General features: G+C 44.5%; 17 protein-coding genes and 1 pseudogene. 7 read left to right on the top strand and 11 right to left on the bottom strand.

Annotation, left to right across the window (positions count from 1 at the left end; translation table 11 throughout):
* Positions 1 to 53 precede the first annotated feature (53 nt).
* Complete coding sequence (locus L1D22_RS16995; protein WP_239830640.1) at positions 54 to 1883, bottom strand: formylglycine-generating enzyme family protein; 1830 nt, start codon at positions 1881 to 1883, stop codon at positions 54 to 56.
* Between the two features lie 224 nt (positions 1884 to 2107).
* Positions 2108 to 3211 carry a PEGA domain-containing protein gene (locus L1D22_RS16990; protein ID WP_239830639.1) on the bottom strand — a complete coding sequence of 368 codons (1104 nt, stop codon included), beginning with the start codon at positions 3209 to 3211 and terminating at the stop codon, positions 2108 to 2110.
* Positions 3212 to 3693: 482 nt separating this feature from the next.
* Between L1D22_RS16990 and L1D22_RS16985 the strand changes: the two genes are divergently transcribed.
* The 5 genes from L1D22_RS16985 (at position 3694) to L1D22_RS16965 (ending at position 10985) form a co-directional block, all read left to right on the top strand.
* Positions 3694 to 4518 carry an AraC family transcriptional regulator gene (locus tag L1D22_RS16985; RefSeq protein ID WP_132942019.1) on the top strand — a complete coding sequence of 275 codons (825 nt, stop codon included), beginning with the start codon at positions 3694 to 3696 and terminating at the stop codon, positions 4516 to 4518.
* A gap of 181 nt (positions 4519 to 4699) precedes the next feature.
* Positions 4700 to 7837, top strand: coding sequence for a bifunctional proline dehydrogenase/L-glutamate gamma-semialdehyde dehydrogenase PutA (gene putA / locus L1D22_RS16980; RefSeq protein WP_239830638.1), 3138 nt, complete (start codon positions 4700 to 4702; stop codon positions 7835 to 7837).
* A gap of 11 nt (positions 7838 to 7848) precedes the next feature.
* Positions 7849 to 8553 (top strand): 1-pyrroline-5-carboxylate dehydrogenase, encoded by a 705-nt coding sequence (locus L1D22_RS16975; protein ID WP_239830637.1) that lies wholly within the window; start codon positions 7849 to 7851, stop codon positions 8551 to 8553.
* A gap of 170 nt (positions 8554 to 8723) precedes the next feature.
* Positions 8724 to 10214: a sodium/proline symporter PutP gene (gene putP, locus L1D22_RS16970; RefSeq protein WP_239830673.1), complete on the top strand. Its 1491-nt coding sequence runs from the start codon at positions 8724 to 8726 to the stop codon at positions 10212 to 10214.
* A 546-nt stretch (positions 10215 to 10760) separates the two neighbouring features.
* Positions 10761 to 10985 carry a hypothetical protein gene (locus L1D22_RS16965; protein WP_076650547.1) on the top strand — a complete coding sequence of 75 codons (225 nt, stop codon included), beginning with the start codon at positions 10761 to 10763 and terminating at the stop codon, positions 10983 to 10985.
* A gap of 62 nt (positions 10986 to 11047) precedes the next feature.
* Here the strand turns inward: L1D22_RS16965 and L1D22_RS16960 are convergent, their stop codons facing one another.
* Positions 11048 to 11218 carry a hypothetical protein gene (locus tag L1D22_RS16960; protein WP_017632012.1) on the bottom strand — a complete coding sequence of 57 codons (171 nt, stop codon included), beginning with the start codon at positions 11216 to 11218 and terminating at the stop codon, positions 11048 to 11050.
* Positions 11219 to 11496: 278 nt separating this feature from the next.
* Between L1D22_RS16960 and L1D22_RS16955 the strand changes: the two genes are divergently transcribed.
* Positions 11497 to 11985: an Lrp/AsnC ligand binding domain-containing protein gene (locus tag L1D22_RS16955; RefSeq protein WP_004732526.1), complete on the top strand. Its 489-nt coding sequence runs from the start codon at positions 11497 to 11499 to the stop codon at positions 11983 to 11985.
* A 118-nt stretch (positions 11986 to 12103) separates the two neighbouring features.
* Here the strand turns inward: L1D22_RS16955 and L1D22_RS16950 are convergent, their stop codons facing one another.
* A complete protein-coding gene (locus L1D22_RS16950) occupies positions 12104 to 12811 on the bottom strand; it encodes a DUF445 domain-containing protein (RefSeq protein WP_239830636.1) in 708 nt (235 codons plus the stop codon).
* 286 nt (positions 12812 to 13097) lie between these two features.
* Complete coding sequence (locus L1D22_RS16945) at positions 13098 to 14948, bottom strand: ABC transporter ATP-binding protein (protein WP_239830635.1); 1851 nt, start codon at positions 14946 to 14948, stop codon at positions 13098 to 13100.
* Positions 14949 to 15546: 598 nt separating this feature from the next.
* Here L1D22_RS16945 and L1D22_RS16940 point away from each other — a divergent pair.
* A complete protein-coding gene (locus L1D22_RS16940) occupies positions 15547 to 16521 on the top strand; it encodes an arginine deiminase-related protein (RefSeq protein ID WP_102393786.1) in 975 nt (324 codons plus the stop codon).
* Between the two features lie 196 nt (positions 16522 to 16717).
* Here the strand turns inward: L1D22_RS16940 and L1D22_RS16935 are convergent, their stop codons facing one another.
* The 6 genes and pseudogenes from L1D22_RS16935 to L1D22_RS16910 form a co-directional block, all read right to left on the bottom strand.
* Positions 16718 to 17350, bottom strand: a complete 633-nt coding sequence (locus tag L1D22_RS16935) for an acetyltransferase (RefSeq protein ID WP_239830634.1) — start codon at positions 17348 to 17350, stop codon at positions 16718 to 16720.
* 375 nt (positions 17351 to 17725) lie between these two features.
* On the bottom strand, positions 17726 to 18292 hold the full coding sequence (locus L1D22_RS16930) for a mechanosensitive ion channel family protein (protein ID WP_239830633.1): 567 nt from the start codon (positions 18290 to 18292) through the stop codon (positions 17726 to 17728).
* Complete coding sequence (locus tag L1D22_RS16925; protein ID WP_239830632.1) at positions 18292 to 19227, bottom strand: CorA family divalent cation transporter; 936 nt, start codon at positions 19225 to 19227, stop codon at positions 18292 to 18294. The genes L1D22_RS16930 and L1D22_RS16925 overlap by 1 nt, the downstream gene beginning before the upstream one ends.
* Before the next feature lie 277 nt (positions 19228 to 19504).
* On the bottom strand, positions 19505 to 21127 hold the full coding sequence (locus L1D22_RS16920; RefSeq protein ID WP_239830631.1) for a phosphoethanolamine--lipid A transferase: 1623 nt from the start codon (positions 21125 to 21127) through the stop codon (positions 19505 to 19507).
* Positions 21128 to 21353: 226 nt separating this feature from the next.
* Positions 21354 to 21935: a porin family protein gene (locus L1D22_RS16915; RefSeq protein WP_239830630.1), complete on the bottom strand. Its 582-nt coding sequence runs from the start codon at positions 21933 to 21935 to the stop codon at positions 21354 to 21356.
* A gap of 190 nt (positions 21936 to 22125) precedes the next feature.
* Positions 22126 to 22512, bottom strand: a pseudogene (locus tag L1D22_RS16910) (transposase); the annotation flags it as partial.
* Positions 22513 to 22604 lie beyond the last annotated feature (92 nt).

The following is a 22604-nucleotide window of genomic DNA, read 5'->3' as shown; positions in this document are numbered from 1 at the left end:
AGAATTGAGAACCTAGGGTAAATATTTTAAAACTTCAGCAAGTAATGGAGAGCTTACAGCTCTCGCAATACTCGGAATCCTAGGTAGTTGGCTGCGGTTGAAGGTGCAACGTTCAGTTCGTTATACACTTTTGCTTCTTCTGGAGAGAAGCTCCAAGCTCCACCCTTCGCTAAGCCTTTCTGAGTGGTTGTCCATTCCCATACGTTACCCACCATGTCGTAGAAACCAGTAGGCGTTGGTAAGAATGATTTAACCGGAGATGTGCTAACGTTTGACCAAGGTGTACCTGCCCAACCGGTATTGGCTTTGCCAGAGCGGAATTCGTTGCCCCACCAGAAGTTGGTGTCTTGGCCTGCTCTTGCTGCTGCTTCCCACTCTTGTGGTGTTGGTAAACGGTAGGTAAAGCCAGTGCTGTCAGATAACCAACGCGTGTATGCCTTGGCATCGTTTTGGCTCACACAAACCACAGGAGCGTTATTCGCTTGCTTAAAGCCAGGGCTCTGCCAGTCGTTGTCAGAAACGGTGGTGATTTCGGCATTGGCGAAGGTGTCGCAGGTGTTCATCAGCTCTGCGTCTGTCTGGTAGCCAGTGCTTTCAACGAACGCTTTAAAATCTTGAACACGAGTTGGCGTAGCAGCTAATGCGAAAGGTTGCTTGATAGTTACTTGCTTGGCATTGTTTTCACCAAGTAGGTAGCGACCCGATCCCACCACAATCATTTCAGGGCTCTGAATGTCGTTACCCATAGGGTCGGCAAATTTAGTACCGACATTCAGTGAATTCTGTTTAGCTTGTAGTACGGCTCTTAGGTTGTGATCGCGAGCGATTTTCAGCTCTTGGTGGAAAGAAAGGTAACCTTCTTTCTCGATCGTCACCATGTGTTGGCCAGTTGGCAGCATGATTTCAACTGGCGTGCTGCCATAGTTCACGCCGTTAATCGACACCTTATCGTTGTACTGGTTTGAACGAACTACCAAGTTAACCCAAGCGACTTCTTTCTGCTGGTCGTTGGCTTGCTGATCGCTCTGTGTGAAACAGTTTGACGACTGAATACCCAACAGGCGACAAGGTGTGTTCTTGTTTGGGCGAGTTTCTAGATTCGCCGCAATCACTGCTCGGTAACGGTTATCTTCAGAGAAACCTGATGATTTCACCTTGTGCTGTAGAACGTGAATGTTCAGTGAAGCAGACGCCAAGTGTTCTTTCACTGTTTTCGATTCAGTCGCGTTGTCGACAAGGCTGTGTTGGAATTGCTTTACCGCTTTTTGAAGTGCCAAGGTCACCGTTTGATCAGAACACTGCGCCAGTGTCATGTCGTTGCTACAACGGTTAGTGAAGCTGACGGTTTGTTCTTCCGTTTGAGTGATCTCGTTTCTTAGTCGCTCGGCTCTTGCTCTGAGCTTGTCTTGATTCAGGTTTGCAATTGAAGCTTCTGCGGCTGCTTTCTCCGCTTGAATCGCTTCTAGCTCCATCATCAAGCCTTGTTGCTTCTGCTCAGAGTCTGAAATCGCAAGCTTGCCTTCTTTAACTACCTTCCAGGCGTCTTGAAAGCGGTTTTGAGCTGGTGAGATATCGAAATCGGGCTCATCAATCATGCGCGTGTAGTCTTGATCTAGGTTTGCTTTCGCCGTCGCGAGTTTTTGTTCTGCTTCCGCAGATTGTTTAGCCAGACGGGTAGTTTGCTGTGCTTGATTGTCGACTTGGTTTTGCTTGTCCGCTAGTTTTTTCTCAACAGCCGTCAGGTCGGCGTGTTTTTCGAAAAGTGAGCTTTCAATGTCGGTGACAGAAGACGCGATCGCTGGTGGTGTTGCCTCAGCAAAAACAGCTGGCGTCATTAAGCAAGGAGCAAGTGCAAATAATAGAGTAGGAAGACCTTGGCGCATGATGGGCTACTTCAATCGTAATTTAGGTTAATCGAATATTCTAAACGAGAACGCCATTTCATCTGCAGCTACTGTTTATAATGACCATACAAGTTTATGACGATCATACAGTTTATAACTATCAACAAAATGGCGAGTGTTCATTCAGCTTTGTGAAATAGGCACGGCTATCTGAATATAGCGCTAAGCGCTTATATCAGCTTAGCTCTATATAGGAAGGGTGTTTAGCTTTCTTTGCTAGGAAGAAGCTTAACCCAAATAGTGTCGCTGCCGTTGACGGTAACAGTGCGGTTATAAGTCTCGTAACCTTGTTTTGAAATGGTTACTTGGTGACGACCGCTTGGTAGCGCAACCTCAAGAGGCGTGCTGCCGTACTTGATGCCGTTGATAGTCACAGAATCATTGTATTGATCAGAACGTACCGTCACGTTAGCCCACTGTTTGTCGCTCTTTTTAACAACCGCTGCATTGCTGCCTGTTAAACAGTAGCGCGTTGAAACGTTCAATAGGTTACACGCAGCAACCGCTTCAGGTTTTGCTTGAAGCTGAGCTTGCATTTGCATGAAGTAAGAGTTGTTACCAGAGAAGCCGCTCTTGATTGCTTGGCTGTCTTGAACATGGATGTTTAGTTGAACACCTTGTAAGTTTTGCTTCGCTAGAGTGCTTTCTGTGAGCTGCTCAAGTAATTGGTTCTTGAACGTTTGTACGGCTTTTTGGTTGGTCAGGTGTTTACCCTGCGCAGTACACTCACCCAGAGTCATTGTTGATGAACATGTTGTGGTGTAGCTGGTTTCAAGAACCGCACTTTCACGCAGTTCTGTTGCAATACGTTTTACGCGAGCTTCAACTTTTGATTCTCTCAAGTTTGCCAGCTCATTATTCAGGCGAGCTTGCTTTTGCTTGATTTGAGAAAGGTGAATTTCACCCTCGTTCATCGCTTGTTGATTGTCTAATTGAGCAGATTGATTCTCTTTAACCGCAGCCCACGCATCTTGGTAACTTTTCTGGAAAGAGATCAGATCCGTTTCTGGATCTTCAAGTAAGCGACTGTACTGTTTGTCTAGTACAGACTTGGCTCTGTTACGTTTAGCCTTAAGTTCTTCACCTTCGCGCAACAACTTACTGTTTTTGTTTTGCAGTTGTTTTAGGTTCTCAGTCGCCGATACTTTGGTTGCTGAAATACGCTCAATATCTGAGTTTTTCTCTGTTAGCTTTGCATCGATAGCTGAAACGGGATCGACTTGATTCAGTTCTTCAGCGGATACCGATGCAGATACCCAAAGTGGGGATAGCGCAAGTAAAAGCGCTGAAATTCGAAAGTTAGTCATAGGTCCCTGCAACTTGTAGATTGAAATTGGCTCGTTAATAAAGTGTCTACTTCCTAGTTGTGAGTCACTAGTTATTAGCAATTAACACAGTACCCGTCTTTATACCGTTTTATTGCTATCCAATCTACTCAAAAGCCAAGTTTCGGTACTTCGGATACACTTTTTACAGGTTTAAACCGAAATATTTGAGCTATATAAGAAAATTTATTCGTTATGTTGGAACGTAGAAGCATTTATCTGTGACATGGTTCTGGGTGTGTGTAGAGTTGAGCTGTAAGCCTTTAAACTCACCGGAACGATTGGTTTTACAATGCCCGTAGTTTGTACACTCTTGATCATCTTTCCGGAGGCATGATCAAGACGATCGCGGTGATGATCTTTTGTTTGAGGTCAGGAAATGACTCTCATGATCATTTACAAATTCATCTTGTGCAGATTTCGGAGTATTATTCTTACTATGTTGACTTGAGTACTTTGCTGTCATGCCAAAACCTTTACCCTTTCCAAACCTAGACTTGTCTCCGCTAGGCCTTACTGGCCCTCGCCCTGCAGAGATCATTACCTTGCCATCGCATATGGATTGCCATGAGCACCATTATTCTCAGGTGGTGATCGGTCTAAAAGGTCAGGCGGAATTTGAAGTCAGTGGTAAGGGCAATCTTGTCGGCCCCGGCCAAGGGTGTGTGGTGACCGCAAGCTCTGATCATGCTTTCGGTGGCGTGGTTGGTCAGTCGGATATTTTGGTGCTTAATATGCCTATACCGAGTGACGACGACCCTCTGATGTTAGAGAAGATTAACCAGCTAGAGTCATCAAACGTCTACTTCCAATTAGACGCGCAAATTCAAAAGCTTATCCATATGTTGGTGCAAGAGATGCAGGCAAGCCCTGATGATCTGTTATTAAGCCGTGCCTGTAATGATACGGTGATAGCACTGATGCAAAGACACATCTCGGCGTTTGAAACCTCTATCAAAGATTCGCGTTTCGATCTTGAAGCTCTGGATCGTTACATCGAACAACACCTCGCGAATAAGATCTCAGTCGCGCAGCTAGCAGGCAGTGTGTTTTTGGGTGAAAGCCAGTTCCACATGCTATTCAAAGAGCAAATGGGCATTACCCCTCACCAGTATGTATTAGGTAAGCGTATCGACCGCTCTCGCCGCTTGATCGAACAAGGTAATCTGAGCCTTGGTCAGGTTGCAGAACTTGCTGGTTTCTCCGGTCAATCCTCCTTTACTCATACCTTTTCACGCCTTCAAGGCATGTCACCATCCCAATACAAAAAGAAAATTTCTGTTAAATAGTGAAACAAAACGGCATATTATTTTAAAGTTTCATATGTGACGTTGTGTTTGTTTTGTTAATAAAGCGAGTTTTTAGCAAAAAACTCGGAGTTTTTGACAAGTAATCCTTATATACTCTAAATACACTGCAGCCATTGTAGAGATCCCGGGCTAATTCCGGGTGTGAGATTAAGGAAAACGCATGTTTACAGCTACTGATGTGTTAAAGCCAGAATTCAACGAGCAGTCGCTTGATGATCTATGGTCGCTTATCTCACCATTATATATGGTGGATGAAACCCAATGGCTAGAGCAACTTCTGCCACTAGCTACCCCTTCTGAGTCTGAAAAGCAGCAAATCACAGACAAAACGACTTCTTTGATCGAAGCTATCCGTGCGGATAAGACTTCTATCCAGATGATCGATGCACTGTTGCTTGAATACAGCTTAGATACTCAAGAGGGCATCTTGCTGATGTGTCTGGCGGAAGCCTTGATGCGTATTCCTGATTCAGCAACGGCTGATGCACTGATTCGCGACAAGCTAAGCGTTGCGGATTGGAAGTCTCACCTAAAGAATTCTGATTCGGTTTTTGTAAACGCTTCAACTTGGGGCTTAATGTTAACAGGCAAGGTGGTTGGACTTTCATCGAACGAGCAGAGTGCTGGACAAGCGGTTAACCGTTTAGTGAACAAGCTTTCAGAGCCAGTGATTCGTAAAGCGATGCACCAAGCGATGAAAGTGATGGGTCACCAGTTTGTTCTTGGCCGCAGCATTGCTGAAGCGCAAAAGAACGGTAAGTCTATGCGCGACAAAGGCTTTACCTATTCATACGACATGCTAGGTGAAGCGGCACTGACTACTGCAGACGCAAATAAGTACTTCAAAGATTACCTAATGGCGATTGAAGCTGTAGGTCGAGACTCGTATGTCTCTTCAAAATCGAGCCCAGCTCCATCGGTATCTATCAAGCTTTCTGCACTTCACCCACGTTATGAAGTGGCGAATGAAGACCGTGTTTTAAATGAACTGTGCGATACGCTAGAACAACTATTACGCCGAGCAGTAGAGCTCGATGTTGCGATTACGATTGATGCGGAAGAAGCGGATCGCTTAGAGCTTTCTCTTAAATTATTCGAAAAACTGTACCGCACTGACCTTGTAAAAGGTTGGGGTAAATTTGGTCTGGTTATTCAAGCGTACTCAAAGCGTGCGCTACCAGTTCTAGTATGGCTAAACCGCCTAGCGAAAGAGCAGGGTGATTTGATCCCGCTTCGCTTAGTTAAAGGTGCTTACTGGGACAGCGAAATCAAATGGTCGCAACAAGCTGGCTTTACTGATTACCCAGTTTACACACGTAAAGAAGCGACAGACGTAGCTTACCTTGCATGTGCGCGTTACCTATTGAGCCCAAGCGTTCGTGGCAATATCTTCCCGCAGTTTGCGAGCCACAATGCTCATACGGTTTCTGCTATTGCAGTAATGACTGACCATAAAGACTTTGAATTCCAACGCTTACACGGCATGGGTGATTCTCTTTACAACCATGCGATGGAAGCTTACCAACAGTCGGTACGTATTTACGCGCCAGTGGGTAGCCACAAAGATCTACTGCCATACCTAGTACGTCGCTTGCTAGAGAACGGCGCAAACAGCTCGTTTGTGCACCGTTTGGTTGATGCTCGCTGCCCTGTGGCAGAGCTGACACAGCACCCTGTCGACATGCTTTTGGCATTCGATACGTTGAACAACACTAAGATTCCTCTGCCGCCAGCGGTATTCCCTGAGCGTAAGAACTCATACGGTGTGAACATTGATATCGAAAGCGAAGCGCATCAGTTTGAAGAGCAAGTAAAAGGCTTTTTGAATAATCAATGGGCTGCTGGACCTGTGATCAACGGTGAATCTCTTGCTGAAAGCATGATCAAGGCTGATCAGAATGTTGAGCAAGTAACTGCACCTTACGATCGTCGTATTAACGTGGGTCAGGTGGCTTTTGCAAACCTTGATCATGTTTCCGCAGCGATCACTGGTGCAGACGCAGCATTTGCTGATTGGAATGCGACATCGGTTGAAACCAAAGCCGCTGCGCTTGAGAAGCTGGCTGATTTGATGGAAGAGAACCTGGCTGAGCTGGTGGCAATTTGTCATCAAGAAGCGGGTAAGACAATTCACGACAGCATTGATGAAGTACGTGAAGCGGTCGACTTCTGTCGTTACTACGCAAAACAAGCGAACAACCTACAAGGTTTTGAGCTTAAAGGCTTTGATGGTCTAACTCGAATCGCTTCGCGACAAGGTCGTGGTGTGTTCGTTTGTATCAGCCCTTGGAACTTCCCATTGGCGATCTTCCTTGGCCAAATTACCGCTGCACTAGTGGCGGGTAACACCGTTGTGGCGAAACCTGCAGAGCAAACAAGCTTGATTGCAGCTCGCGCGGTGGAACTGATGAATGAAGCGGGCTTCCCTGCTGGCACCATTCAGTTGCTTCCAGGTCGTGGTGCTGAGATCGGCAGTGCGCTAACCAGCCACGATGCAATTGCGGGCGTTGCCTTTACGGGTTCAACCCCAACAGCGCAACGCATCAACGTGTCATTGGCAAGCCGTAACGCTAAGCCAGTTCCGTTTATCGCGGAAACCGGCGGCCAAAATGCAATGATCGTCGACAGTACCGCACTGCCTGAGCAGGTGGTTCGTGACGTGATTCGTTCTGCATTCGCTTCAGCTGGTCAACGTTGTTCTGCACTGCGTGTGCTTTACATCCAAGAAGACATTGCAGACCGCGTAATTGCACTGATTCACGGTGCAATGGACGAGCTGAGTGTTGGTATTCCACATCTTCATAAAACGGATGTGGGCCCGGTTATCGACCAAAACGCGAAACAGAAGTTGATGACGCACCTAGAAAACATGACCAAGACCCAGAAGAAAGTGGCTCAACTTTCTCTAGGAGCGGATTGTGAACATGGTGACTTTGTTCCACCAAGTGCATTTGAAATCGATGACATCAGCTGTTTGAAAGAAGAGCAGTTTGGTCCTGTACTGCATATCGTTCGCTTCAAAGCGAGTGAACTGGCGCAAGTGGTAGACCAAATTAACCAAACTGGTTTTGGCTTAACCATGGGTATCCACAGCCGTAACGAGACAACTTACCGTTGGATCGAAAAACACGTTCGTGTGGGTAACTGTTACATCAACCGTGACCAGGTCGGCGCTGTTGTTGGTGTGCAACCATTTGGTGGTCAAGGCTTGTCTGGTACTGGCCCTAAAGCGGGTGGTCCTCACTACCTATACCGCTTTACTGATGTTCATTTCTCTCAATCACAAGACAAGGCATAAGGAGCAGTATCATGGTTCATCAAGTGACAGGTTTTTCTGATGCTTTCTTGGCGTGGGAACAATGGAATCTTACCGATTTTGATCATAAGAGTGCTCAGGTACTTGCATTCAAATCAGAGATCGAAAGTCAATCTGTGCCTTTGGCTGCAGTGGCGACTTATCATCTAGAGCAAGCGTCTGCGCTGCTTTCTGAACATCACCTAATGGCAGGTCCTACGGGCGAAACCAATGAGCTGTATGCCGCAGGCCGTGGTGTGGCTTTGGTGATTGTAGATGATTGCGAAGAGAAAGTGCCGGCACTGCAAACCGCAACGGCAATGATTACTGCTGCACTATTGGCAGGTAACAGCGTTCAATTGTGCAGTGATGACGTGCAGTTCAACACCTTAATTGCAGATGCCGCGAAACAAGCGAATCTACCAACCAACCTGGTGCAGGTTGCCTCGTACGACGCTGCTCAACAGCTACTGTCTTGCGATGTACGAAGCGCGGGTTACGTAGGTAATTCACAAACGGCACAAGCTATCAATTTACAGCTTGCTAAGCGTGACGGTGCAATCGTCGGTTTAGTAGCTGAAACGGATCTGACAACAATGAATGTTGCTCATGATCCACACCTATCGCTGCGCTTCATTACCGAGCGTACGCGAACTATAAATATAACAGCCGTGGGCGGTAACGCGACCTTGCTCGAACTTGGAAGCGAAGCTCACTAACCTTCAGTAAATCTGGCTCTAAAGACTTTTGGTTTTTTCCATCTTTGGATTTAACTCATAGTGTTTTGGAGCCTCAATACCTAACTCAATGCACTTGCTTGCCTTTACGGTGAGTACCTTGCATTGAATTAGGCATGGAAGGCTTTCTACAAAATGAGGACTATCAAATGATAGAAAACAGTTTTGCAATAACGACGACGTTCATTGCGTATCTAATTATGATGCTGGCAATCGGTGTTATTGCTTACAAACGTACATCTAACTCAACTGACTACTTTCTAGGTGGTCGTTCGTTAGGTCCATGGCCTGCTGCACTTTCTGCTGGTGCATCAGACATGAGTGGTTGGTTGCTACTTGGCCTACCAGGTTACGCTTACGCTGCTGGTTTTGAAGCATTCTGGCTTGCTGGTGGCCTACTTGTGGGTACTTGGGCTAATTGGTTAATCAGTGCTAAGCGTCTGCGTACTTACAGTATTACAACTGAATCACTGACGTTGCCTGAGTTCCTATCTCGTCGCTTCAATGATAACTCTAAGCTGATCCAAACAATTTCTGCTTTCTTTATCCTTTTATTCTTCCTTTTCTATACAAGTTCAGGCTTGGTAGCGGGTGGCAAATTATTTGAAACGGTATTCGGCCTAGATTACACGACTGCGGTAATTATCGGTACAGTATGTGTGGTTTCGTACACCCTGTTTGGTGGTTTCCTTGCGGTATCTTGGACTGACTTGGTTCAAGGTCTGTTGATGTCTGCAGCGCTATTGATTGTACCAATTGCAGCGATGAACGGTGGCCTTGGTCAACTATCTACTGACCTACACAACATTAACCCAGAACTTCTAACGTTATGGAATGATGCGAAAGGTGAGCCACTTTCTGCTATCGCGATCATCTCACTAGCGGCATGGGGTCTAGGTTACTTCGGTCAGCCACACATCCTTGCTCGTTTCAAAGCAACACGTAGCAATAAAGACCTAACAACAGCGCGTCGTATTGCGGTGGTATGGTCTGCACTGTCTATGGTTGGTGCAATGCTAGTGGGTCTTGTTGGTCTTATTTACGTGACTAACTCTGGCGCGCCTAAGCTAGACGATGGTGAGAAGATCTTCATGCTTCTTGTTAACGCGATGTTCCACCCAGTAATCGCAGGTATCCTACTTGCTGCAATCCTAGCGGCAATCATGAGTACAGCGGATTCACAGCTTTTGGTATCTTCATCTGCTCTAGCAGAAGATCTGTACAAGCAAGTACTTAAGAAAGATGCGACGTCTGAAGAGATCGTTCGTGTAGGCCGTTTCGCGGTAATCCTAATCTCTCTTATTGCTCTTGTGCTAGCGATGACGCCAGATAGTTCGGTACTTGGCCTTGTATCTTACGCATGGGCAGGTTTCGGTGCGGCATTTGGCCCAGCTATCGTATTGAGCCTGTACTGGCCTCGTATGAACCGTAACGGCGCTCTTGCGGGTATCGTGGTTGGTGGTGTGACTATCGTACTTTGGAAGCAGTTCACGGGCGGTTGGTTCGATGTTTACGAAATCGTACCGGGAATCATCCTATCGACTATCTCTATCGTTATCGTGAGCCTAATCACTGGCGAACCAGAAGACGAAGTTAAGAAGCAACACGCTGAATTCGAGAAGAACCTCGTTGAGCTAGACTAATTTACATTGTAAAAATGCAAATGCATTAGCAAAAGAGTTGAACAAAGAACAATAGAGTCACTTCGGTGGCTCTATTTTTTTGACTATTCTTTAATGCTTTCGACCTCTTTCTGGTCGATATGTCCAAATATTAAAACTCTATGCGAGCGGTCTGATCCATCTCCTCACACGGCTTATGCCAGATCTGAATAAACATTGACCCGGTCCGGATGTTTTTTATTCGTACTTTTTATCATTGTACTTGTGCTGAAATGGAATACTAAGTCAGAGGATATTACTGCGCTGTAATTTATAAAATTAAGTGTTAATTCGACTAAAGTGCAACGTAGTTTTGAGGTTTGCAATGTAAATTGAAACTAGGTTTTAGTGGGTGATAAATGAAAGAGGAAATATCTTTACGACGTTTGATGTCAAAAAACAAAATAGAAAAGTGGCTGTTTTTTGAACTTGGCCCTCACTTTTGTCATTAGCTCGGTGAATTGTGGAACCGAATTGGACATGATGTGTCAATTGTCAGTAACCACTAAAGACCTATAGGACAAAGGTATGCCTGATCTCTATTGCAAAGGATGTAAAAAAACAACACTACATAAGTCTATAATGAAACGTTGTGAATCAGAGCCCGAGACAGCGTCTGGCCGTATGATGCAATGGACGTCAAAGCTATTTAGTGGAAACCTGTACTACGATATGGAAACTCAGCACTTCTGTCGCACGTGCAATTGCCGTTGCGAAACTGGAAGTACTGTTCCCCAAGTTGGCTTAGCCTAAATCATAGTAAGTGCTTACTAACTTGATTCAAAAAACCTCCGTGTTAGGAGGTTTTTGCGTTTCTAGGCTGCCTTAAGTGCAAGCTCAGTTTCAATGGCATTGCCATCAACCTTCACTTCCCATCCATAGTTTGAGTATTCACTTGCTAGTGCTTGAGCAACATCTTTTGATACCGTTACGTGCGTCCATGAACCAATACCGTAAGGCTTATATGCGAGTTCTTGCGTTTTCATAATAGAGTCATCCTTTCTCTTTGATAATTCTATTATTCACTTTGCCATATATCCTTTCTTTCGTTTCTGGCTCAACTTATTTGTTTATCGGGTCATTTCTATAATAATTTGTTAATAACTAGAGTTTGATTTATAAGGGTTGTTATCGATTTGTGTGGATTTATATTTGGTGTGAATATCACTTGTGCATTTAGTTTTTAAATGTGTGAGCGGGGTTTTCTTCGATTGCTCTTAGTATGGAATATACTGAGCCGAATTTAGAATGTTTAAGGAATGTTATGTCTCAGCATCAACTTGATCGTATCGATAAAGAGATACTAAGAATTCTGCACATGAAAGGGCGTTTACCCGTGGTTGAGTTGGCCAAGCAGGTTAACCTAACGACGTCTCCTTGCTCTGATAGGCTCAAGCGATTGGAAAAAGAGGGCTACATAACAGGCTACCATGCTGAGCTGTGTTCAGAAAAGTTGGGACTCGATGTTCAAGTCTTCATCCATATTCGCCTCGATCAGACCAGCTTTTCGATTTTTGATAAGTTTGCCCAAGCCGTTGAAATGATGCCCGAGGTGGAAGAGTGTTATTCATTGTCGGGAGACTTCGACACCATGATCAAGGTTCGAGTGAAAGACATGAAGGCATACCAAGCATTTATGGCCACCAAGTTGGGTACGCTGCCTGGCGTGATTCAGACGCGCAGTGAAGTAGTGATTGAAGAGCATAAAAAGGGCTTTGGTGTTAACCCTGAGTTGTTGGCAACCTTAAAATAGGACACGGGTTTTACTTCAGACGTGTTTGTTTAGATATAAAAAATGGAAGCTAATTAGCTTCCATTTTTTGTTGAGTGCCAGGAAAGGCAATCAGATAAGTTGGTTGTTGGTAAACCGATTACAGCGTAATTGCCGCAGAGATTAAGCCAATCACACCACCGAATACACCACCCCAAACCACAAGCCAGCCAAGGTGCTTCTTGATCATGGTTTGAACCATCTCTTTTACAAGCTTCGGTGTCAGTTCATTCAAGCGTTGATCGATGATCGCTTCAATGTTCTCTTTGATTTCGTCCATCATCGCTGGAGATTCTAGCTCTTCTTTGATGGCATTCTTTACCGAATCGCTCTTGCTGATTTCGATCACTGACTCTTGCATCTTCTCAACAAACGGCGCTTTCATTGGCTCTAGCGCTTCAGTACCGCCAAACATTGCCAACATGCCACCAAATTGAGAGTTCTCGATGACATGGACCAGTGAATCGAATGCAGGGTTAAAGTCGATCTTCTTAATCACAGGCTCTAGGTTCAGTGATTGGCCGCCAGACATCTCGCTGCTTAGGAAGCGGTCGATGTTACTTTCAGTAAAGAACTGCTCCATCATCAGTTGTTTGATGGCTGCTTTGAACTCTTCGAAGCGTGCTGGGATAACGCCTGAACCGTATAAGCCGGGTACTTTTTCGAACAACATGTGAATCGCAAGCCAGTTGGTGATGGCACCAGAAAATGCGAATAGGCCTGCATAAAGCAAGTATTGGTTTGCTGTCACATAGCCGCCAGCAAGCAGCGCTAACGCGATAACGTTAGTTAAGACACTTTTGTTCATGGTTGATCTCTAGAAAGAATACTGCGCGCATTTTAAGAAAAAAACGCCAAGAAAAAAACAAAAGGATCGATGAAGTTTACGTAACAGGTGGGAAAGATTGCTGATCTAGGCGCATAAGAAAGGCTAGCCTCCCCCCGAAGTCTAGCCTTATTCCAGAACGCGCAAGCGAGGCGTTTTTGGTGTTAACGTCATTATATAATTACGACATAACATTCTGCTACGTGTAATTTACCGTTAATTAACAAATTGGTGTGAATTACGCCGCACTTTTAAAATAGCACAAAAATCAAGCGTTCGTTGCCTGCTCAAGATCATCCGCAATGAAGCCACCCGTTTGGTGATTCCACAGCTGTGCGTAGATACCATTCTGGTTAATCAGCTCTTGGTGCGTACCTTCTTCGACGATATTGCCTTCATCAAGCACGATCAGGCGGTCCATCGCAGCAATGGTCGATAGACGGTGCGCAATCGCGATCACCGTTTTGCCTTCCATTAGCTCAATCAAGCTCTCTTGGATTGCCGCTTCTACCTCTGAATCAAGGGCTGACGTCGCTTCATCCAGAACCAACAGTGGCGCATTTTTCAAAAGAACACGTGAGATAGCGACACGTTGACGCTGACCACCAGAAAGCTTAACGCCACGCTCACCTACTTGAGCATCGTAACCAATGTTGCCAAATGGGTCGGTTAGGGTTTCGATAAACTCATGCGCGTGAGCCTGTTTGGTGGCTGCGTAAACTTCTTCATCGGATGCTTCAGGCCGACCGTAAAGAATGTTGTCTTTGATCGAACGGTGCAACAGTGAAGTATCTTGGGTCACCATACCGATGTTGCTGCGCAGCGAGTCTTGCGTCACTGTTGAGATCTCTTGATCGTCAATCAGGATGCGACCGCTTTCTACATCATGGAAACGCAGCAGCAGGTTAACCAAGGTTGATTTTCCCGCACCTGAGCGGCCTACTAAGCCCACTTTTTCGCCCGGCTTAATGTTGAGATTAAGGTTGTTGATCACGCCCTTGTTCTCGCCGTAGTTAAAGCTAACGTTGTCGAAGTTGATGCCGCCTTGTGGAACCTTAAGTGGTTCAGCGTCTTTCTTGTCTTCGATAGCGATTGGCTTAGATAGCGTTTTAATGCCATCAATTACAGTACCTAGGTTTTCAAACAGACCACCGATTTCCCACATGATCCATTTCGACATGCCGTTAATACGCAGAGCTAAGCTCACTGCAATCGCAATGGCACCCACGGTGATTGCGCTATCTAGCCATAAGTAGATAGAGATACCAGCAATGCTGAACACCAATAGATAGTTAGCGAACTCAACACAGATGTTGAAGCCGGTTACCAAGCGCATTTGGCGGTGCACAGTATCAAGGAAGCCTTCCATGCCCTCTTCGGCGTATTCGGTTTCTCTTTTACTGTGTGAGAACAGTTTCACCGTCGCGATGTTGGTGTAGCTATCGACAATACGACCTGTCATTAACGAACGCGCATCGGCTTGTTCTGATGATACGTCTTTCAGCTTTGGTACGAAGTGCAGCTGGATACCGATATAAACAAACAACCAAATCAGCATCGGAGCCATTAAGCGCCAATCTGATTCGGCGAGCATGAACAGCATCGCCGTGAAGTAAACCGTCACGTAGACAAACACATCAACCATTTTGGTCACGGTTTCGCGCACCGCGAGCGATGTTTGCATCACTTTAGTGGCAACACGTCCGGCAAAATCATCTTGATAGAACGACAAGCTCTGCTTCAAAAGATAGCGGTGCGCCAACCAACGAATCGACATCGGGTAGTTACCCAGCAAGGTTTGGTGAAGCAAGAGCGAGTAAACACTAATCAAGATCGGCATCACGACCAATAACAGAACACCAAGCCCCATTAGTGTGGATTGGTTATCTGCTAAGAAGGTTTCTGGGTTGCTGGTTGATAGCCAATCAACCAGTTGGCCCATGTAACCGAACAACGCGACTTCGATGATCGCGATGGTCATGCTCATTAGGCCGAGCAAGATTAACGGTTTTTCAAAACCTCGAGTGTAATGGCGGCAGAATGCCAGTATTCCAGTAGGAGGTTGTATCGGCTCTCCCTTTGGAAAGGCTTCAGTAAAGCCTTCAAATTTTTTGTACATAGATTTCCCTTTATAAACGAATGCATCGATTAGTCACTGCATCGTCTGTGTAGCTTTGTTTTTATAGGTTCGATTAGAAATTTAACAGTCTTGATTTGAAATTATATAAGCGCCAATTCGTTCTTATAAGCATTAAGCCATTCGATGGATTTTAGTTTAAGCGTTTGGTTGAAAGCTTGGCTCACGAGTTCGTTAATACTAATACGTTGTTTAAGCGATGTCGTAGGAAAGGTCCAAAGCGTGTCTTTCATGACGCGTATTTTAGATTGAATCGGACAGGAAAAGTTAAGCTTATTTCAAACGTAATTGATTGTTATGCAACAGTGATAATCCTAACGCTAAATGGATTAAATTGTAACCTAAACCCGCCGCAAGCTAGAGAATGAAGCTCGGATATTTATTCAGCAAAACCTGCATCTCATATGCAAACTGTTGGTTCTTTCTGATGTGCTGTTATCTTGCAGTAAAAATTACCGAATAAACTGAGTTTTGCAGGAATTGTCTGGGATAAATATTCAAATCATTATTCTTTTCAGTGAATCTTGTTGTAACAAGTTGTTTACAATTCTGAGGTAAATTAAAGATAGGGACGGTTGAGATGTTAAACCTACACAAAAAATCACTTCACATTACTAATGTTCAAAACGCCAATTGCGTTGTTATGGTGCCGCCAAAAGAATTTAAATTTAATGAAGAAACGGCACAAGATAATGAGTTTCAACACAGAGTGAATCTGACCGAAGCTGAGGTCAAATTAGAAACCATGGCCGAATTTAAGGCGATGGTCGCTTCGTTGCGTAAAGAAGGTGTGCAAGTTGTAGAGTTTGATTACCCAGAATTGGGAGTTGAAACTCCGGATGCTGTTTTCCCAAACAACTGGTTCAGTACCTGTAGTGATGGAAGCTTATTCACTTTTCCTATGGCGTGTGAAAACCGTCAGAATGAAGTTAAGCCAAATGCCCTTATTGAAGCTTTAGAAGCGTCTGGTCGAATTGTTAACCACAGTGAGTCTCTAGAGTCTTATATCGCACAAGGTTCATACCTCGAGAGCACTGGCGTGATGGTGATCGACCATATCAATAAGACTATCTACGCGGCACTCTCTCAACGTTGTGACCGCGAAGTATTAGAAGATTACGCAAAGCGCATTGGCTATTCTCGCGTGGTCTCTTTCCAAACGGCATTACCGTCTGGCCAACCGATTTATCATACCAATGTGATGATGGCGATTGGTGATAACTTCTGCGTGATCTGTGATGAAGTCATTCCAGAATTTGAGCGCCGCTTTGTGGTGAAGTCACTGGCTAAAGACAAGCAGGTTATCTCAATCTCAATCGATCAGATGAACCGATTCTGCGGCAACATTCTGCAATTGGAAACCGTGAATGGCGATAAGGTAATCGCGATGTCTCAGTCGGCTTACGATGCATTTTCTCCTGCTCAATTAGCTCAGCTTTCGACACACGGAAAGTTGCTGCCATTTAACGTGAAAACGATTGAAGACATTGGTGGTGGTTCGGTGCGATGCATGTTGGGTGAGGTGTTTTTACCAACGCGAGTGAATCGTCTGTAACAAGTATAGAAAGTATAACAAGCACTCACTCCCAGCATTGAATTTTTGAATACCACTCTCATCGCAGAGTGGTATTTTTGTTTTTATCTATCTTTGTATCGCTCTACCAGAAGTAAGAAAACAGCAATAAGAGAACCAGAGCTAGATACACGAGCTAACGCGCACAAAAGTTAACGGAAAACAGCTAACGCAAAAGCTATGAAGCGTCCTTAAAAGCTCTGTGTTCGATGAATTGAGCCGACAGTGCCACGACTTCCTTGGAGTAGACAAGCGCCGTGTGGTTGAGTTTGAGAGCGTAAGTATCCGTTGCCCCTCTCAGGTTTGCGTCTTCAAGCGTAACTGTGCCATCACCTGGGTTTCTGCCCAATACAATGCGACCTACACCAGCGTCGTAGGTGCCGGTAATCACGCCAATCGGCACATCAATATCATAATCACCCAAGCCATCGCTTAAGATCATCTTGCTCGAACCAAAGATAAACCCAAGACCATGATTCGACAGCGTTTTTGCGATAGTCGCGCCATTATGTGGCGTGCCCGCCGTAATGATGCAGGTGTCGGCAAAGTCGGGTTGGTAAAACTTAAAGTAGTGACGAATCAGCAAGCCACCGAGCGAGTGACCAAAGAAATAGACCTCATCGTGCTCATCAAAGCGTGCATTCACGAAGCGATTGAGGCGCTTGGCGGCAGAAGGGAAGCGCAGCGAGTTGTAGGCAAACTTGTGAGTTTGAAAGCCGCGTTTTTTGAAATTTCTATCCAGATATTGCATGATCAACGCAGGCATATATAGACCATGAATTAAAACTATATGTTTGTTTTTATTATTCATTTTTGTCCTCCGTCTGATGGTGTCTCCAGTATATTTAGTCGCAAATCTAAACTCAATAAAACTTGCGGCTAATGGGACACAACAGACAGAGTATTCACTATAGAAGGAATGTGCGTTATAGATAAAGAATGAGTTATTCCGATCTCACTCCACCATACGCATCTATGGTTAAGCAGCCTTGTTTAGCGTAAGTACTGGGTATTAGGCCTGTTACTTGATTCAAGTTTCTCTCTAATGCCTTTGTGAACAAAATAACTTATCACTGGCGCTGCAATCGATGTTCGAACCAAGTACTTTTAATACCTTACATCTCAGTTCTCTGTGTCTATTAGTTTGACCTGCAGATATTCAAGGCACCAGAAAATCTTACGATTTTTAATTTTCAGTTTTGATTAGTTTAGCCTCATCCGCCTCACTTTTAGCTTCAGGTTCCGCCAAAACTTTGATTACGCCTTTTTGCAAAATCAAGTTATTGGGGTAGGTGATAATGTTGCCCGAACTGTGTCGGAGAATAACGTGGAACATGGTGATATCAATGATCACGCCACTGATATCTTCGTCTTTCTCTGCGACTCTTACTCTGTCACCTATACGGTAAGGAAATACAAAAAATATCAACACACTCGCGGTGAGGTTGCTTAAAATTGACCATTGCGCGAATAATGCGACACCCAGCACAGCAAATATGGATGATAAGAATAGCGAAATATCACCAAAACCTAAGTTAAGAACAATCGTAAACACAGCTATGAAGAGTAGAAACAGAACAATATTGAAACACTTAAGCACGAACTGCTTTCGCTTTAGTCCGACACGCTTATTCTCCGCTAATGTTTCTATCCAGTTCTTACCTAAGTGTTTGATCACCCAATATACAGTGATAAGAAGTAAACCTAAAACCACCTGTCTAAGCCACATGTTGGATTGCAAAAACTCAACCATTAAATAAACCTCAATTTTTTCAAAATAACGACCTCTGCTGCTACGACCACGAGCAGCCCAATGCAAAATAGTGGAAATGCTATTGGGTTATCTGTTCCGGGTATCCCAGCGATATTGACACCCAGTAAACCGGTGAAAAACCCAGCAGGGAGGAAAATACCTGCAATGATAGAAAATAGGTACGTATTTCTATTCATTTTTTCAGCTTGTTGCTGACTTAGGCTCGCTAAAAATACATTAATTTGTTCGATGTAAAACTCGACTGACTCATTAATTCTTAGGATGGTATCAAGACTGTTCTTTATATGACTGTTGTGCTTGCTTAATGGTGCAGGTAGGTCACTCATTAAATCCTCGAAAACGTATTTCTGTGGCTTCAAATAACGCCTTAGTCTGAGTAACCTCGAATGTAGAGCGTTGATGGATTTTATATCGTGATGAGATTCAGACTCTAGCTCGTCAATCAGTTGTTCTACGGGAGTCAAGAAACTCGATATATAATGGTTAATTCCGCGGATCATGCCTAGCAATACATCAGGTAACGACGTTGGACCTTGGCTTTGTTTTAGATCGGATATTAGGTTACTGACCGCTTTTGAAGGAACTTTGCGTGTCGATATTAACGTGCCTTTGTACCATAAGATGCGTAGGCTAAGCATGTCGTCAGGGTTAGCACCTTCGTTTAGATTAATGCCTCGCAGAATCATCAAAAAACAGTCGTGGCCAAATTGTTCAAATCGAGGGCGGGTGTCATCGGTGAGTAATGAATCGATGATGGCATTTGGAACCGTATTATTGTGGAGCCATTCTCTCAAACCGTCAGCATCTCTTTGGCAGTGATACCAAGTTGATTGCTCGAATGAGGCTGGGCTTGTGGTGTGCTCATGTGCCACACCCTCTGAAAATTGCCAGCTTGAAATTATGAAAGCGTCCATTCGTTGTCCTTAATGATATGACGTAACCATCGAGATTCGAGCACTATTAAGGTGCTATGTAGAGCTCTTTTTTTTAGGGAGAGAGAGCCGAGATAACGAGTGCTCGAGCTCTATAATAAATGTAGCTTATTGTTTAGAGGTTATAAATTAGCACTCTTGTGTCACGTTAGCGATGGATAAAAGAAGAAAAGACCGAGATCTTTTCTTCTTTAGAGGGATCTGGAGAGAAGCTTATCTAGGCAGTTGCATTTTTCGACTACTCACTTAAGTAAGATCATTAACGGCACGGTGCGAACATATCTTGTTCCTCTCTATACTCTTTGGTTTGCACATCCATCAAGCCAAGCAAAGAGTCGAATAGATTATCGTGTGAGAAGCTTTGTTCTTTGCCTGCTTTACGCAAGCACGTGTCACTGATGCCTTTCTCAGCAGCAAAGCCATCCGACATCCAAAAGATCAGTGGAACGTGGGTCTGTTCTTTTGGTGCTAGAGAGTAAGGCATGCCGTGTAAGTAGACGCCATTTTCTCCCAGAGACTCGCCGTGATCGGACACATACATCAATGCCACGTTGTATTTGTCGGTCAGTTTCTCAAGCTTTTGCATCGCCTGTGAGAGGAAGAAATCCGTGTACAAAATGGTGTTGTCGTAGGTGTTAACCACTTCCTCTTTGGTGCAGTTTTCAATATCTGCACGAGCGCAGTCAGGCGTAAACTTCTTATGTTCTTCTGGGTAACGCTCAAAGTACGTTGGGCCGTGAGAACCCGAAATATGATAGAAAATGATGCTATCTTGTTTAAGATCTTGAGTATCTTGCTCGAAGTTCTCTAGCATCGCCGTGTCGTAACACACATCGTTATTACACAATGGATCGCTGTTTTTGGCGACGAGCGTCATCTCTTTGATTCGATGCGCGACAGCTTTATCCCCACCATCATGCTCTCGCCAGATAGAGTGGATGCCCGCGTGGTTCATAATGTCGACTACGTTATCTTGGTTGTAGGCTTTGTCCCGATCGTAGTTGCTGCGATTCATGTTCGAGAACATGCACGGTACAGAAACCGCGGTGGCTGTTCCGCACGACTGAACATCAGAGAAAAATATCGGGTTGTAAGGCTTGGTATGAGCGTTGGTTTCTCTCTCATAGCCATAATACTGGTAGTTATACACGCGAGCAGTCTCGCCAAGTACAAACACCAATAAGGTCGGTTTGGTTGCCGTTTTTGCTTGTGGCTTGAGTTGAGCATCTAAGCCCAGCTCTTGATATGGGATGGGCTGTTTGATGTAGGTGTTATTGATGTATTTCACCGTTGATGCCACATACTCAGTCGGAATGATCATCTTTTTGATGTGCGAGTTATTGCGGCCAAACGAGACGTAATCTTTGTAAAACAGTCCTGCAATAATCGCGATGACAATCAATGAAGAGAGCAATCCAATCGACTTCCAGATAAAGAAATCTTTCCATGACTCTCGCTTAAGCTTGGTAAAGAGTAGCAGCAGTGACGGGACAATCCCCATCGCAAATAACCACAAGATGGAGTGGGTACTTACATAGCTTGCTGCTTCGCCACTATTAGTCTCGAATACGTTTTCTATCATCCCATAGTCTACATAGATGCCGTAATTGAACATGCTGTAGCTGACGAGGGTTGAGGTGATGAGTAGGAAGATAAAAAATGGCTTGGAGAATATCGGCCAGTTGAAGACTTGGAAGATAAAATTGAAGGCAGCAAGGAAGAAGATCGGGATGGATATAAGAAACACGACACTTTCAGACTTTGATGCCTGAACAATACTAAATAGTTCGAGGGAGAGAGGGATATTGATGACAACCAGATAATACACGGCCAACACAAAAGGCAGCTTGTTTATCGACATGTTTAAGCTTGGTAGATTCATAGGTCTTATTTTCCTGCGTCTCTTATCCCTTTATTTTAGTCTAGCTACCAAGAAAGCTCTAATATCAACGCATAAAGCTCAGATGGGCGGCGATAAACCGACTAAAGTGAAATGACGCGATAGGTGTGTAGAAACAAAAAATTCACTTTACTGAGTGACCTTCATGACAAGGTGGAACAACAAAGTGAATTAGTATGTTCAGCTTATTCTATGTGGTTCAATCACATTAGAAGTTGTATGAACCACCGAAGCTAATGCTGTTGAATGCAAACGTGTGATCATCGTTTTTGAGTGACCCATTGCCATAAGAGTAGTCATCTACGCTTACCGCATCTGCTTGCGAGATTAGGCGAAGTGTTAGGTGCTCAACTGGTGTGTATTCAACACCAACACCGAAGTGGAAGCCAGTCCCGCTATCATCATTAATTCGAGCTGCATTGTTTGCGTGTAGGTCAACAGAGCTCAAACCTGCAAGTACAAATGGACGAATGGTGTTGTCGAACGTATAACCGAGGTTTGCTGATACAGAAATAGACGTTGGCGAGAGTTTTTTTGCGCCATTTTTGTAGTCAGCGTAATCGTTGTAGCCAAGCTCAACGCCAACGATACGGTTGAATTGGTAGCCGCCGTATAAGTTGTAGCCCATGCCGTCTGAATCATAACTGCCTTTGCCATCTGTATCTGAATCTTGGTAGACACTAAGTCCGCCACCAATGTATGCGCCGCCGTCAGTACCTGCTGCTAAAGCTGGAAGAGAAACCGCGCTGATTAAACCCAGTGCTAATGCTGATTTCGCTATCTTGTTCATTTTTCTTACTCACTCTTTAATGTCATGCAGTATCAATTATTTTTGTTTTCGGCCTTTCGACCGTTGGTGAGCATTATTCCGTAGTCTTATACGTATTACTGTATGGCTTTGTAAGCTAAATCGTTACATAGTAGAAAACATACCCATCAGATTGCTTAGGGTGTGTTGATCTTTGCTGTACATTTTACGTTCAACAATACATCGGTAGCCACATTAACATGAATGCCAGCGATAACATGCTGGCATAATTCCTTTCTAGCTTGTCATATCTACTTGAAATAGCTCGATAATGCTTAATTCTCCCAAAGGCATTTTCGACCAAGTGACGATACTTGTATAGACACCAATCCATACTGCCTTTGTCTATATCTTGTCCATAATTGCGTTTGGCAATTACCGTTTCTCCGCCACACTCCTTAACAAAAGTACGGAAAGGTTCGCTGTCATATCCTTTATCACAAACGATGGTATTAACTTCATCGAGTTGCTCAACTAAGCTTTCGGCATGCACTATATCGTGGCGTTGTCCCTCTGATAAATCAAAGCAAATCGGCAGGCCACCACTATCCACGGCTAAGTATCGTGGCGTTGTCCCTCTGATAAATCAAAGCAAATCGGCAGGCCACCACTATCCACGGCTAAGTGAATTTTGGTTGAGTTGCCCCCGCG

Source organism: Vibrio sp. Isolate34 (assembly GCF_022397915.1).
GTDB lineage: Bacteria > Pseudomonadota > Gammaproteobacteria > Enterobacterales > Vibrionaceae > Vibrio.
The sequence above is the reverse complement of the archived record's forward strand: the minus strand, read 5'-3'. Positions and strand labels throughout refer to the sequence as shown.